Raw genomic sequence first — 13,456 nt, forward strand, 5'->3', positions numbered from 1 at the left:
TCTCACGGGATTTAGGCAGAAACCGTCAGCCTCGCTTTCCCGGATGGGTCTTTGAGTGAATGACGCCTGGCTTCATGGGGCCAGCTTTCATGCAGAGGGATTTTAAGGCGTGTCAGAAGAGCATAAGCCGTTTCGCATTGGTGTGGTGGTCGGTGAGGCCTCTGGGGATATTCTGGGTGCGGGTCTAATGGCTGCACTGCAAAAGCGCCTGCCTGGGGTGGTATTCGAAGGTATCGCTGGCCCGTGTATGCTGGCTCTGGGTGCAAAATCCCTGTTTGCCATGGAGCGCCTGTCGGTGATGGGGCTGGTAGAGCCTTTGAGGCGTCTGCCTGAGCTGTTAAGAATCCGCCGTGCTCTTTGTCAGTATTTTATCAAGAATCCACCAGATCTCTTTATTGGCATCGACGCGCCGGATTTCAATTTGTCTCTGGAAGAATCCCTCAAAGTTGAGGGGATCAAAACTGTACATTATGTGAGTCCCTCAGTGTGGGCCTGGCGGCGGGGAAGGGTTAAAAAGATTGCCCGCGCAGTGAACCATATGCTGACATTGCTGCCCTTTGAGGCCAAATTTTACCGGGAAAACCAAATACCGGTAACCTTTGTCGGGCACCCTCTTGCCGATGAAATTCCATTGCAGGTCCATGGCTCAGCAAAGCGCCGGGAACTGGGTTTTGCGGATAGCGATAGAGTCATCGCCCTGCTTCCAGGCAGTCGTGCTGGAGAAGTGCGCTTACTTGGACCACTGTTCTTGCAGGCTGCCCGCTGGTGCCACCAGCGCAATCCGGATATCAGGTTTGTCCTGCCCGCCGCCAACAGACTGCGTTTTTCAGAGATCAATCAGCAGTTACAGCGTTTTAATGGGCTGCCGGTAACTGTATTGGAAGGCCACGCTCAAACGGCGCTTACCGTTGCAGACTGTGTATTGATCGCCTCGGGCACTGCCACTCTGGAAACGATGCTGTTGAAGAAACCGATGGTGGTGGCTTACAAGTTGGGCAGAGTTTCCTACGCTATTATATCCCGAATGTTACATACTCCCTGGGTGTCGCTGCCCAATCTGCTGGCGCAGAGGGAGTTGGTGCCGGAAATATTGCAAAGCGATGCCACTCCGGAAAACCTCGGGGCTGCCTTGATGCGTTACTTTGAGGATCCGCTGCTGGGGGATCAACTGCAGCGGGAATTTGATGAACTTCACCAACAGTTGCGTTGCAATGCCTCCGAACGTGCAGCGGATGCTGTCTGCAACCTGTTGAAGCAAAGTGGATAGAAATGGATGTGTCCCCAAAAAGTGCTCCCCCCTTACATTTGTACTTATCAGGGCGTGTTGCTTGCCGGTGTCGATGAGGTGGGTCGCGGCCCCCTGGCTGGGGATGTCGTTGCGGCGGCGGTCATTCTCGATCCGGCCTACCCTATTGAAGGTCTTGCCGACTCAAAAAAACTGAGCGAAAAAAAGCGTAAACTACTCTTTGATCAGATTTGTACACGTGCGCTGGATTACTCTATCGCCCGTGCCACGGTGCAGGAGATTGACCGGATCAATATTCTACAAGCCAGTTTACTGGCCATGCGCCGCGCTGTGGAACAGCTATCTGTGCAACCGGAGTATGTCTTGGTGGACGGCAATAAAAAGCCGGACTGGACTTATCCGTGTGATACGGTGGTGAAAGGAGATGACCGGGTTGCAGCCATTGCAGCGGCTTCTATTCTGGCAAAAGTGACGCGAGACCGGGAGCTGGTGGAGCTTGATAAACAATATCCGGGATATGGATTGGCCCGGCACAAAGGGTATCCGACCAAAATGCATCTACAGGCTTTGCAGCAGCTAGGCCCCAGTCCTGTGCACAGGGCGAGCTTTGCCCCGGTAAAACAATTGCTGATGGATTTGGTTTAGTTTTCGGCAGCAGGGATTCGCTCTAGCTGCTGATTTTCTTTACGCGTGCGCGAGTGATCATTGTATTGGAAACTTCCTCAATCTCCACCAGGTAGTTCTGGATAAAGAAACTGATATTGCCGTCGGGGATGCTTTCCAGATATTCCATGGCCAGGCCGTTAAAGGTTTTGGGGCCATCGGTTGGCAGGTGCCAACCCAGAGTACGATTGATATCGCGCATGGATGTGCCGCCCGCTATCCTATACCAGCCGTCTTCAGTGGCGATTATCTCTTGGTCATCGCTGGGCACCGGACTTGCGGTAAAATCACCGACGATTTCCTCCAGCAGGTCCTCCAGGGTAACAATCCCCATGACTTCGCCGTATTCGTCCACTACCAGTCCCATACGGCGTTTGGTTTTCTGGAAATTCATCAACAGTGTGGGCAGTGGTGTTGCCTCGGGTACAAAGTAGGGGTCATCGGTGAAAGATTTTAGGCGTGCTACGGAAAAATTCTGCGGGCCGTCACGCAGGATCTGCGCGGCGCGGCGCAGGTGTAGGATGCCAACCACTTGGTTGATATCGCCTGTAAAGACCGGCAGGCGGGTATAGCTGCTCTCGGCCAGTTGCTGGAGTATCTGCTCGGCAGTATGTTCCAAATCCACACCCATGACTTCGTTGCGGGGAATCATGATGTCTTCCACAGTGGCCTGGTCCAGGTCCAGTACGTTGAGCAGCATTCCCTTGTGTTTGCTGGGAAGCAAAGCGCCGGACTCAAAAACCACAGTTCTGAGTTCCTCCGGGGCCAGGTGTTCTGATTCTCCTCCCACAGTGGTCTCGACACCCACCAAACGCGCCAGCCCATTTGAAATGCTGCTGACTAACAACACCAGTGGAGTGAGTAGCCAAAGCAGCGGTTGCAAAATCAGTGACGCAGGAAAGGCGACTTTCTCCGGGTATAAGGCGGCAATGGTTTTTGGGGTTACTTCGGCAAAAATCAGGATCACGATAGTGAGTGCCGCGGTGGCATAAAATACTCCAGCATCGCCGTAGAGTTTGGTAAACACTGCGCCGGCGATGACAGAGGCAAGGATATTGACCAGGTTATTACCGATCAAAATTACCCCGATCAGCTTATCGGGTCGCACGAGCAGCTCCATGGCGCGTTTAGCGCCGCGGTGCCCGCTTTTGGCCTGGTGCCGAAGGCGATAGCGGTTCAGCGCCATCATGCTGGTTTCGGAGCTGGAAAAAAAAGCTGATATGACGACCAGCAGGGCTAGCAGGCTGAACAGCAGGCCCGGGTGGATCTCGTTCAAGGGAGAACTCTTTTTGATTCGAAGCGGAAATATTGGAGCAGAATGCCGACCTCTGCAAGTATTCCAGTCCTTTTTCTTGCCTCCCGCTACCCGCGCTGGAGAATCACCTCCAAAACCAGCTTGCTGCCAAAGTAGGCCAGCATCAGGGCGGCGAAGGCACTCAGAGTCCAGCGTACAGCGGTATTGCCGCGCCAGCCCCGCTGCCAGTGTCCCCAGAGCAGAATACTATAGAGTATCCAGGCGACAATGGAGAGGACAGTTTTGTGCATGGGTCCCTGTTCGAACAGGTTGCCTACAAAGACAAAGCCCGTCACCAGAGAGGCGGTCAAGAGTAACTGGCCAAAAGTAATCAGGCCGAAGAGCAGTGACTCCATGCTCTGCAAAGGGGGTAGTAGGCGGGCAGCTCCCACCGGCCGGTGTTTGTGCAGCTGTTGGTTCATATAGTAGAGAGAGATTGCCTGCAGTGTCGCCAGGGTTAGCAGGGAGTAAGCGGAAATGGAGAGCAGTGCATGGACGGCGATACCCGCGGATAGCTGACCGTGAAGCGTGGCTGTGCCCCAGGTATGTGAGGCGGCGAACTCCGTGATTGCCCCTATCGGGGCAAAAATCAAAATTAGCAAGGTCAGGGGGCGCCTCGCAGCAAGCACTAACAGCAGCAGGTTAACCACCCAGGTAACCAGTGACAGCATCGCCAGCAGGTCGAAGCGGTAGCCCAGGGGGGAAAACAGGGTATGCACCAGGGAGATCCCATGGGCAGTCAGCGCTGCGGCAAGTAGTGTCAGAAGCAGCCTGTTGTCTGGTTGACGCTTGCGGGCAAGGGCTGTCGCCGCAACAGCGGTAGTGGCAAGGTAGAGGGCGATGGCTGTCCAGTGGGCGTAAGCCGCCATTGATTTGATCCGTATCATTAGTGCAACTGACAGGGAGTGTGTCACAGCCCGCTTGAACAGGAAAGGTCTGGTGTTATTTCGGCTGCGCAGGTACCTAGGCTATACTGCCGCGCCTCAGCCAGGGTGTTGTGAATGGTTCCGCGGCCCTGCGCACCGGGGTTCAGTCCGCAGCCGGAGAAATCGAGGCGAATTTATGTTCGATAACCTGAGTGACCGCTTATCAGCGGCTCTAAAGAAAGTCACCGGCAAGGCCCGCCTGACCGATGACAATATCCGCGATACCCTGCGAGAAGTGCGAAAAGCACTACTCGAAGCAGATGTCGCCCTGCCAGTCGTCAAGGCCTTTGTGCAGCAGGTGCGCACCGCAGCGGTGGGACAGAAAGTGAGCAAGGCCCTGAACCCGGGTCAACAGTTCGTCAAGATTGTTCAGGATGAGTTGGTAAAGGTCATGGGTGCGGCTGCAGAACCTCTCAACCTGGCTGTCCAGCCCCCAGCAATTATTCTTATGGCCGGCCTGCAAGGGGCCGGTAAGACCACCAGTGTTGCCAAGCTGGCCAGGTTCCTGCAGGAGCGCGAGAAGAAGAAAGTGATGGTGGTCAGCGCCGATGTTTATCGCCCGGCGGCCATCAAACAATTGGAAACCCTCGCGAGTGAGGTGGGAGCTCAGTACCATCCGTCTACCCCGGAGCAAAAACCTCTGAATATTGCCAAAGGGGCGGTTGAAGCCGCGCGTAAACAGTTTGCCGATGTATTGATTGTGGATACGGCGGGACGCCTGCATATTGATGCCCAGCTGATGGATGAAATCCGCGAATTGCACGACACGCTGAGCCCAGCTGAAACGCTGTTTGTGATCGATGCCATGATCGGTCAGGATGCTGTGAATACCGCCAGTGCCTTTGATAAGGCCCTATCGCTCACCGGTGTCATCCTGACCAAGGCCGATGGTGATGCCCGTGGCGGCGCCGCGCTGTCTGTACGCCAGGTGACCGGTAAGCCCATTAAATTTATCGGTGTCGGGGAAAAGACCGATGCGCTGGAGACCTTCCACCCGGATCGCATTGCCTCCCGCATTCTCGGCATGGGGGATATCCTGTCTCTAATCGAAGAGGCGGAACAGAAGATTGATAAGGGCAAGGCTGAAAAGCTGGTCAAGAAGGTGCAGAAGGGTAAAGGCTTCGACTTAGAAGACCTGCGCGACCAGCTGCAGCAGATGCAAAATATGGGTGGCTTTGGCTCCCTGCTGGAAAAGATGCCAGGTATGGGCGGCTTGGCCCAGGCCGCTCAACAGGCGGATATGGGTAAAGAGTTCAGGCGTATGGATGCGCTCATCTCCTCCATGACCCCGGCTGAACGCCGCAATCCAGAACTCCTCAATGGTTCCCGCAAGCGCCGAATCGTTGCCGGATCCGGAACCCATCTGCAGGACCTGAACCGCCTGCTCAAGCAGCACAAGCAGATGGGCAAGATGATGAAGAAGCTCAAGGGTGGTGGCATGGGTAAAATGATGCGCGGCATGAGCGGCTTGCCCGGTATGGGTGGGGGCCTGCCTGGCGGTATGGGCGGTATGCCCGGTGGCTTGCCGCCTGGATTCAAGAAAAAGTAGCGCCTCGGGACGCTGGGCGCGATTAGATACAGCGCTATACAAATCCCCGGGGCTGCATTAGAATACGCCGCCTTTCAGCCGGGTGTGCTGCCGGCAAAGTTATTTCGGTGGCCGAAGCGTGCGGCCATCCAGTATTGAACCTACAGGAAAGTTACATGGTAACCATTCGCTTGGCTCGTGGCGGTGCTAAAAAGCGCCCGTTTTATCACCTGACTGTTACCGATAGCCGCAACGCTCGCGACGGCCGCTTTATAGAGCGTGTTGGCTTCTTCAACCCGGTTGCCCGTGGCCAGGAAGAGCGTCTGCGTATTGACCGTGAGCGCGTGGACTTCTGGCTGGGCCGAGGTGCCCAGGTTTCTGACCGTGTCAGCAAGCTGCTGAAAGAAGCCGCCTGATTTGCCCCTGTTGGTGCGCTTGTGACAGAGAAGGGGAATAATTTCACTGACCTGGTCACTGTTGGGCGCATAACCACCGCTTATGGCGTGCGCGGTTGGGTAAAGGTACACTCCTATACAGAACCGATGGACAATATCCTGCAGTTCCCCAATTGGAGGTTGCGGGGGCCAAAAGGCTGGGAGACCTGTCAAATAGATGCTGGCAGGCACCACGGTAAGGGCCTGGTCGTACATATCAAAGGGATAGACAGTCGCGATGAGGCGACACAGTTTTGCCAGTGCGACATAGCGGTTGTGCGTGATTTAATGCCCGTACTTGAACCGGGTGAGTACTACTGGCACCAGCTTGAAGGGTTGCGGGTAGTCAGCCACTTTCAGGGTGAGGTGTATGATTTTGGTAATGTCGCGCATATGATGCAAACAGGTGCCAATGATGTCTTGGTGGTGCGTGGTGGTGCGGACAGGCGCGAGCGTTTGATCCCCTATCTGCCGGGCCAGTTTGTTCTCGAGATAGATCTGCAGGCCGGTGTGATTACTGTCGATTGGGACCCCGCTTTCTAAGGGTTGGAGCGATGTTGAAGAAAATCGCTCTTGTAAGCATTTTTCCGGAAATGTTTGCCGCACTGACTGATTATGGTGTCAGCGGGCGGGCTGTGAAATCGGGCCTGCTGGAGGTGCGTTGCTGGAATCCCCGCGAGTTCACCAGTGACAGGCACTGTAGCGTGGATGACCGGCCCTATGGCGGTGGTCCGGGAATGGTGATGTTGGCGGAACCCCTTTACCAGGCCCTGGAGGCTGCACGTGCCTGGGCCGGAGCGGAGGGTGAGCCTGTAAGGAGTATCTATCTGTCTCCGCAGGGGCAGCAACTGGGCCAGCGTAACATCGAAGCGTTTTCGGTTGCCGGAAATCTGGTATTGCTGGCAGGGCGCTATGAAGGGGTGGATGAGCGTATCATAGAGTCCTCGATCGACGAGGAATGGTCTATTGGTGACTATGTCCTCAGTGGTGGTGAGTTGGCTGCTATGGTCATGATGGATGCAATCATCCGTCTGATACCTGGAGCTCTCGGGCACAATCAATCGGTGACTGAAGATTCTTTTTCCGCAGGCTTGCTGGATTGTCCCCACTATACCCGGCCTGAGGAGTACCGTGGGAAAATGGTCCCCGAAGTGTTACTTTCGGGCAACCATGAAAAAATTCGCCGCTGGCGTCTCAAGCAGGCTCTGGCGCGCACGCAACAACGCCGACCCGATCTTCTGGAGGGATTGGAGCTGAGTGAAGAACAGGAGCAATTGCTGGCAGAAATCCGGCGGGAGCGAAATTCCTGAAAACTTGATGCCGGATTCGCCGGGAGGCGCAAGTAATTCGGTAAACTAGCTGAGAAGCTACACAAACTCTGTTTGGGAGCAATCCAAATGACCAACAAACTTATCCAGCAATTGGAGCAAGAACAGCTAAAGAGCGAGGTACCTTCCTTCGCACCCGGCGATACTGTAATTGTTCAGGTAAAAGTAAAAGAAGGTAATCGCGAGCGCCTGCAGGCGTTTGAAGGAGTGGTAATCGGTAAGCGTAATCGCGGCCTCAACTCCTCCTTCACTGTGCGTAAAATTTCCCATGGTGTTGGAGTAGAGCGTACTTTCCAGACCCACAGTCCACTGGTCGACAGTATCAAGGTAAAGCGCCGTGGTGATGTGCGCCAAGCCAAACTGTATTACCTGCGTAGTCTGACTGGTAAGGCAGCGCGGATTAAAGAAAAGCTCAATTAAGCACTTTTGACAACACAATAGTGAGCCGGGGTGTCTCGCTCCGGCTGTATTCCCGTCATGTGAAGCCGTCTGGTTAAGCCCTTTCCAGTGACATACTCTGTCTATCCTGTTGCGGTAATGCGCAGAATGACACCCTCTCGAATTCCAATAGCCCGATATGTGCAGAGAGCAACTGATGGGGGCCACTGGCATGCACACTCTTGCGTTTTGCTGCGCCAGTATTTCCCGGGCGGGCAATCAGAAGCCCCTGGATTTCTGTTCGATTGCCAAGCGTATTCCATTGAGAAAACCTACCAAAGCACTGGTTTAATGATTGCCAGGTAGAAGATGAATGCTATTTGCACGAGTGCCAGTAGAGCGGCCGCAATACGGGTACGCCATGACAGCGTTTGGTGCAGAGCCAGGAAGCCCGCAGCGATATAGCCTAAAACCAATACCAATTTCACTGCAAGCCAGTGGTACAGAGCCGGATTCCAATTACCGAGAATTGCCAGGGCAATGGCTGCCGACAGTAATAAAGTATCGTTGACATGGGGCACCAAGCGTAATGGTGTATGTCGCCAGTGGGTTTTTTTGCTGAAATCCAACCCTGCTCGCAGAAGAAATAGAAAGAGACTAATCACTGCAGTAGTGACATGAACCTGTTTTACCAGTGTATAGTTGAGCATTGAGGGGTTATCTTTCATTTGCAAAAATAGGATTGCTGGATTGCCAGGCAGGAGGCTTTGGGCAGGAAAGCCAATGTACAGCCGACGCTCTATCTTACGGACTCCCCTCTGGTCAAGGCAACAGTGTTCGTGGCAGTTTTCTTTTCTGAACCCCTGTAAAGGGATATTGTGTAAATATGCTGAGAAAATATTGCTGGAGAAAACCTGGGAGAGAAAAGCGAATTGGTGCATATCTGCTTGGTTTTCACACAAAAATGCCGAGCGGGGCTTCAGGGCCTGTCGGGGCTGCTCTTGAAAGTGCAGTCCCATTTGTAGGGGACTTTTTGGCTTGGGACTAAGGTAACAAGTGTCAGTGCTCAATCGGCCCGGCAATCTGTCTGTTTGCCGGGTATTGGGTGTCTATGATGAAAATCCCCCCCGCGTGCAGGGGCTTAGGGCATGTGTGTATTCACATGGGTAAACCGCTTGTGCTTCCAGGCAGACATCTTTGTGGCCGTCCAGGTAGCCCAGTTACTGATTGAGGGTATCCATACCCCTTTCGTGGCCAGAGCCGTGCCGAAGCCCATTTTGTGTACAATCATATGGCTGGAACTTATGCAATTCTCGTATCGTGTTCTGCCGGGGATATTGGGCCAGACTTCGTGGTACTGGGTGTTGTCGGCACTTTCCAGCTCATCTTGTATTTGTTTGTATTTTATCACATCCTCTGCAGTGCATTTTGTATAATAGACGTCCGTATTTGCATTCAAAGTGTTTCTGGCCCAGTTGGTTCTGCCAAGTGGTCCCCCATAAAAGACCCAGCCTTCATCACTCATTCCTGTCATGGTAATGTTGCCATTTTCAATCATAAAAGTGGTTGCGTGACCATCTTCCGCCAGTTTTCCTAAAAGTTTGGTAATGCCCGATGGAGAAATAGAGATGCCTTTGGCAAGGCCCGACCAATTAATGATTGAATAGGCAACGCCAAAAACGGGTGCATCTACTTCCAGTTGATTGAGCAGTTGTCTTCCAGTTGGCATAAGCTGAACCCTCCATGTTAAATCCGATAAACAGTTTTCCACTTCAATCACATATACCCTGCTGAGAAATCTGCCAGCCCGGTTTGGCAAAGGACGAGTAAGTGCGAAGTCTTGCCGTAAAAGACCGCAAAACACGGCTAGCACTCTTCAGGGTACACTTCTTGTTTGCATGCCTGGGATCGAAGCATTTCTGCACAGGAAATAAAAAACCGTGCTGGCTCACCGTTTGCCGCTCTATCCTGCTCTGCTGGGTTGCGCGGGCCCGTATGGATCCTTGAAGAGGTTACCCGGGGTCTTTCAGCAGTATCTGTGGCGGCCACACCCGTGGCCGAGGGCAATATAATGGCATCTGCCTTCTATTTGATCACCTTTATATCCCTTTGTAGAACTGATTACAATCGAACGGGGTGGGTAATGCCAGATTCCCGATGTAATAGCCAAACTGTACCCGATAAGAAAGAAAAAGCACCATTTAAATATACCGAATTGTGCTTCTTCAAGCCTGTACCAGGTGTTGAATGGATGGGCCCTGATCCTGGTGGCAACACTCGCTATGGTCATCAGTGGGGGGGAGAGGGACGATGGGCGCAGGGGGGAACGAATGCAAGAGAGGTGAAGGCAGCCAGGCAGAGCCTGAATGGTCTCAAATAGCCTCGTTATCGCCATTTGTATTGTCTGTTCGGCGCCTGCACGATTTACATTATCCCAATGGTCTCTTAAAATCTGCAGATAGTGAAATTTAATCTGTTATAAGGCTGTTTTCCACCGGTAGTTCAGAGTGTAATCAGGGTAGTATTAGAGGGTATGGCGCTATCTCTTTCTGAATGCTCGTGCCAGAGGTATCAGGCTAGTTAGGAGATTGGCTGAAACTGGCCGGCACTATAGTGTTGCTAGTGGATGCAGAGGCAAAGCTTGATAACACAAGTGTGCGATCCATAAAAGTTTTGAATCTAGTCCAAAACTCTATATGGATTGCTATTGATTGATCTGCCTGGATATGGCAAAAAGGATTTTGGTAGCAAAACCCTTGCTTTTCTGCATCGGGCATGCGTGGGCAGGTTCGCCAGAGGAATTGGTTTTTATAGTGCTTGGAAATCCTTCGAGAGGGATAAGCCGATAGTGATTCAGCGCATTGAAACCATTAAGGGAAAATACACCAGCCATGGTTAACGAGTCAAAGTGATTGTAAGCTACGTTAGGGCCAAGTATTGACTGTAAAAAAACGCTTAGTCTCCCTGTTTGCCCGCTGGTATACCAGTGACAAAAGAAGAGTAAGGAGTAATCGGCGGGCAGAAAAAAAATTACTAAGGCGTCGCAGGCAGGGCCACGGTTATTGTTATCTGCGTGCCGATGACCCGTATTCCTATTTGTTGAGCCAGGTACTTCACGAGTTTTGTGAGAAATACGCTCTTACTTTACATCCGATCATTGTTACTCAGCTCGAGGACAACTGTTATCCAGAGCGTCAATTGCTGGCTGAATATGCCATAGAAGACTGCCAGCGCCTGGCACTCGCCTATAATATAGAGCCGCCGGTAAAGCGTAGCAGCTTCTCCGAGAAGGCGAGTCTGGTATTGTGTGAGGCGGCACAAGGCTCTCAACCATGGAAAGCCATTGCCGCTATTTTTCAATCCCTGTGGGTAACACATACCGCTATTCCCACTATACAAAGTACAAACATCTCGGTATTGCAACAACAGCTTGCTAGCAATAACATTGTTATGCCAAAGCGTGGCCACTACCTGACAGCTATGATTGAGTATGCCGGTGAAAAATACTGGGGGCTCGATAGACTTCATTACCTCGAACGACGATTAACCGATGGGGAACTGTTATTTCCGAGCCCTGATCAGAATAAATGTACGGGAGCAGCTGATTCTGGAAAAGGCAAAGTCCTAAGCTGTTATTTTTCCTTTCGCAGTCCTTATTCATATATCTTGTTAACAAGGTTGTTTGCCCTTGCAGATCACTACCAATGTGAACTGGATCTTAAACCCGTATTGCCTATGGTGATGAGAGGATTATCAGTTCCTGCCTCCAAACGTTTATATATTTTGTTAGATGCCAAGCGTGAGGCTAACCGCCATAACATTCCCTTCGGCTATATTTCCGACCCCCTGGGTAAAGGTGTAGAAAACGCCCTGGCGCTTTTTTACGTTGCCAAAAATATGGGTAAGGAGCGCGAATATGTGCTCGCCATGACGAGTGCAAGCTGGTCAAAAGCAATTGATATCTCCAACCTGAAAAACCTGCGGTCACTGTGTCGGGAATTAGCTCTCGACTGGCCAAGCTGTGAAAATGCATTAATGAGTGAAAAATGGCGTGAGTTTGCAGAGATGAATCGTCAGGAGATCTACGAGTATGGGCTCTGGGGTGTGCCAGCTATGATGATAGACTCTCTGGTTGTTTGGGGTCAGGACAGGTTATGGATGATTGATCAACATCTAAGCCGGGAACAGTAATTGCCCATGCTTAAGTTGTGGATATTTTACTAGCGCTAAAAGTCGAAATCTTTCCCTTGATTAGACCCAGGTGCAGATAGCTCACGGTGGTTTTCGAACAAAACTCATCTGCGGGGCTATACAGAATCCGAGTGCACAGAGCCCGGATTATGACTATTGCAAATTCCAAACTGCTATTGCCTGGTAGTGCTATCCGATTCTAGTCCGAGTACCTGATCCACGTGTTCGCGAAAATAGAGGTCAAAACCATGGCGAGATGCCAGCCACCAATACAGGTACCCAGGCTTGCTCTTTACTAGTCTTGAATACCAGGTGTTGAAGCTTATCCAATAACGATCGGCCACAACCCCGGTATCATAATTCAAAAATGCTGTCTCCCACGCCGTCATCCGCCAAGTCGTGAAGATAAGGAACCTTTCCAGTTCCAGCGGAGAGAGGGAAGTTGGGTCCTGCTCCCCGCGAAAGACGATATCGGCCAGCTCATCATTAGAGGCCAGCAGTTCAGCATTTTCACGCCCGTAAGTGACCAGATTAAGATTCAGTATTGCTTGTGTCGCAAGGGTGCTCTGGCGGATTTCAAGTATCAAAAAACCCAGCCCGAGAATAACGCCGATGTTGGCAGCAATCGTAAAAAACCAGTTAAGACGATCTGATGTCATTTGGATTCCATTGATGGAGACGCTGCAACCTGTCGAAAAGGAGGACAAATTGCGACAGCAGATTGGCTGTCAGCTCCAGCATACATCAATGCCTGCATGTCCCTTACCCGAAATTATCGCTCTCTGGGTTAAGCTTTGTCGAATGTACTATGTCATTTAAAATTTGGATATTGATCTGGTGGTCAAGGTTAAGTGGCCGAGTATAGTGTAACTGAAGGCGGAGGGAATGTGCGTTTTAGTGGATGGAAGTAAGCGTAAATCCAGACACTGCCGGTCTATCTATGAAAAATGAGAAGCCCGCCCAGCAGGGCGGGGGGTCCTGTTACACAGTTTCCTGATTGTCTTTATCGGATGGTTGATGCCGCTTGGCTCGATGCTCAATGTAACTGGCTCCGGAGCCAATCCCCTCTATAATATCCGGGATACTTGCAAGTACGTTTAATGTGCCAAAGAGCATCAATCCGTGGTGGGCGCCGAAGTTCATGGTTTTAAGGTCACTATGCAAGCTCTCATAGGCCTCAACAAAGCCGCTGCCAAAGAGCAGGAGGCCAACGAATAAATTGGTTAGGGGGTGTTCTACGAAATTGCGGATTGCACTCGAAGCTTTCAAAATGGGTCCTCACTACTGCGCGGGATCTGCATTGTTGTTCCCGGGTATAGGGTGCCCTCAATGGCGCTACTTGACATACTTCCCTGCTTTCAGGGCAGAGGGTCTGTACAAGAGAGACCATCCTGGCGACTATTCTCCTGTTTGATGTTCCATGAGTGACAAGAGACCGCCATTTACCCGGCCAGTTCCTCTTATATCT

General features: G+C 51.9%; 15 protein-coding genes. 9 read left to right on the plus strand and 6 right to left on the minus strand.

Annotation, left to right across the window (positions count from 1 at the left end; translation table 11 throughout):
- Positions 1-109 precede the first annotated feature (109 nt).
- Both lpxB and rnhB read left to right on the plus strand, forming a co-directional pair.
- Positions 110-1,267 (plus strand): lipid-A-disaccharide synthase, encoded by a 1,158-nt coding sequence (gene lpxB, locus M8T91_RS07370; RefSeq protein WP_301418292.1) that lies wholly within the window; start codon positions 110-112, stop codon positions 1,265-1,267.
- Positions 1,268-1,273: 6 nt separating this feature from the next.
- Positions 1,274-1,891 carry a ribonuclease HII gene (gene rnhB / locus M8T91_RS07375; protein WP_301418294.1) on the plus strand — a complete coding sequence of 206 codons (618 nt, stop codon included), beginning with the start codon at positions 1,274-1,276 and terminating at the stop codon, positions 1,889-1,891.
- 22 nt (positions 1,892-1,913) lie between these two features.
- Here rnhB and M8T91_RS07380 read toward each other — a convergent pair whose 3' ends face one another.
- On the minus strand, positions 1,914-3,185 hold the full coding sequence (locus M8T91_RS07380; RefSeq protein WP_301418296.1) for an HlyC/CorC family transporter: 1,272 nt from the start codon (positions 3,183-3,185) through the stop codon (positions 1,914-1,916).
- Positions 3,186-3,271: 86 nt separating this feature from the next.
- Positions 3,272-4,072 (minus strand): cytochrome C assembly family protein, encoded by an 801-nt coding sequence (locus tag M8T91_RS07385; protein WP_301418298.1) that lies wholly within the window; start codon positions 4,070-4,072, stop codon positions 3,272-3,274.
- A gap of 193 nt (positions 4,073-4,265) precedes the next feature.
- Here M8T91_RS07385 and ffh point away from each other — a divergent pair, with 193 nt between their 5' ends.
- The 5 genes from ffh (at position 4,266) to rplS (ending at position 7,839) form a co-directional block, all read left to right on the plus strand.
- Positions 4,266-5,678 carry a signal recognition particle protein gene (gene ffh, locus M8T91_RS07390; protein ID WP_301418300.1) on the plus strand — a complete coding sequence of 471 codons (1,413 nt, stop codon included), beginning with the start codon at positions 4,266-4,268 and terminating at the stop codon, positions 5,676-5,678.
- Positions 5,679-5,833: 155 nt separating this feature from the next.
- Positions 5,834-6,073, plus strand: coding sequence for a 30S ribosomal protein S16 (gene rpsP / locus M8T91_RS07395; RefSeq protein ID WP_301418302.1), 240 nt, complete (start codon positions 5,834-5,836; stop codon positions 6,071-6,073).
- 21 nt (positions 6,074-6,094) lie between these two features.
- The gene (gene rimM / locus M8T91_RS07400) at positions 6,095-6,634 is read left to right on the plus strand and encodes a ribosome maturation factor RimM (protein WP_301418304.1); all 540 of its coding nucleotides are present in this window, start codon (positions 6,095-6,097) and stop codon (positions 6,632-6,634) included.
- A gap of 11 nt (positions 6,635-6,645) precedes the next feature.
- Positions 6,646-7,401 (plus strand): tRNA (guanosine(37)-N1)-methyltransferase TrmD, encoded by a 756-nt coding sequence (gene trmD / locus M8T91_RS07405; RefSeq protein ID WP_301418306.1) that lies wholly within the window; start codon positions 6,646-6,648, stop codon positions 7,399-7,401.
- A gap of 87 nt (positions 7,402-7,488) precedes the next feature.
- Positions 7,489-7,839, plus strand: coding sequence for a 50S ribosomal protein L19 (gene rplS / locus M8T91_RS07410; protein WP_301418308.1), 351 nt, complete (start codon positions 7,489-7,491; stop codon positions 7,837-7,839).
- A gap of 290 nt (positions 7,840-8,129) precedes the next feature.
- On the opposite strand, the gene M8T91_RS07415 is transcribed toward rplS, so the two are convergent.
- Together M8T91_RS07415 and M8T91_RS07420 are read right to left on the minus strand one after the other, a co-directional pair.
- Positions 8,130-8,507 carry a SirB2 family protein gene (locus M8T91_RS07415; RefSeq protein ID WP_301418310.1) on the minus strand — a complete coding sequence of 126 codons (378 nt, stop codon included), beginning with the start codon at positions 8,505-8,507 and terminating at the stop codon, positions 8,130-8,132.
- Positions 8,508-8,938: 431 nt separating this feature from the next.
- Positions 8,939-9,577: a hypothetical protein gene (locus M8T91_RS07420; RefSeq protein WP_301418312.1), complete on the minus strand. Its 639-nt coding sequence runs from the start codon at positions 9,575-9,577 to the stop codon at positions 8,939-8,941.
- Positions 9,578-10,504: 927 nt separating this feature from the next.
- Here M8T91_RS07420 and M8T91_RS07425 point away from each other — a divergent pair.
- Together M8T91_RS07425 and M8T91_RS07430 are read left to right on the plus strand one after the other, a co-directional pair.
- A complete protein-coding gene (locus M8T91_RS07425; RefSeq protein WP_301418314.1) occupies positions 10,505-10,696 on the plus strand; it encodes a hypothetical protein in 192 nt (63 codons plus the stop codon).
- Between the two features lie 38 nt (positions 10,697-10,734).
- On the plus strand, positions 10,735-11,988 hold the full coding sequence (locus M8T91_RS07430) for a DsbA family protein (protein WP_301418317.1): 1,254 nt from the start codon (positions 10,735-10,737) through the stop codon (positions 11,986-11,988).
- A gap of 173 nt (positions 11,989-12,161) precedes the next feature.
- Here M8T91_RS07430 and M8T91_RS07435 read toward each other — a convergent pair whose 3' ends face one another.
- Together M8T91_RS07435 and M8T91_RS07440 are read right to left on the minus strand one after the other, a co-directional pair.
- Complete coding sequence (locus tag M8T91_RS07435; RefSeq protein ID WP_301418318.1) at positions 12,162-12,647, minus strand: hypothetical protein; 486 nt, start codon at positions 12,645-12,647, stop codon at positions 12,162-12,164.
- 322 nt (positions 12,648-12,969) lie between these two features.
- Positions 12,970-13,257, minus strand: a complete 288-nt coding sequence (locus M8T91_RS07440) for a hypothetical protein (RefSeq protein ID WP_301418320.1) — start codon at positions 13,255-13,257, stop codon at positions 12,970-12,972.
- Positions 13,258-13,456 lie beyond the last annotated feature (199 nt).

Origin of the sequence: Microbulbifer sp. MI-G (assembly GCF_030440425.1) — a bacterium.
Classification (GTDB): domain Bacteria; phylum Pseudomonadota; class Gammaproteobacteria; order Pseudomonadales; family Cellvibrionaceae; genus Microbulbifer; species Microbulbifer spongiae.

Coding starts and splice junctions, on each gene's coding strand:
- trmD (WP_301418306.1), top strand. CDS start 6,646: ATGTTGAAGAAAATCGCTCTTGTAAGCATTTTTCCGGAAATGTTTGCC.
- rplS (WP_301418308.1), top strand. CDS start 7,489: ATGACCAACAAACTTATCCAGCAATTGGAGCAAGAACAGCTAAAGAGC.
- rnhB (WP_301418294.1), top strand. CDS start 1,274: ATGTGTCCCCAAAAAGTGCTCCCCCCTTACATTTGTACTTATCAGGGC.
- M8T91_RS07385 (WP_301418298.1), bottom strand. CDS start 4,072: ATGGCGGCTTACGCCCACTGGACAGCCATCGCCCTCTACCTTGCCACT.
- M8T91_RS07415 (WP_301418310.1), bottom strand. CDS start 8,507: ATGCTCAACTATACACTGGTAAAACAGGTTCATGTCACTACTGCAGTG.
- M8T91_RS07435 (WP_301418318.1), bottom strand. CDS start 12,647: ATGACATCAGATCGTCTTAACTGGTTTTTTACGATTGCTGCCAACATC.
- rpsP (WP_301418302.1), top strand. CDS start 5,834: ATGGTAACCATTCGCTTGGCTCGTGGCGGTGCTAAAAAGCGCCCGTTT.
- ffh (WP_301418300.1), top strand. CDS start 4,266: ATGTTCGATAACCTGAGTGACCGCTTATCAGCGGCTCTAAAGAAAGTC.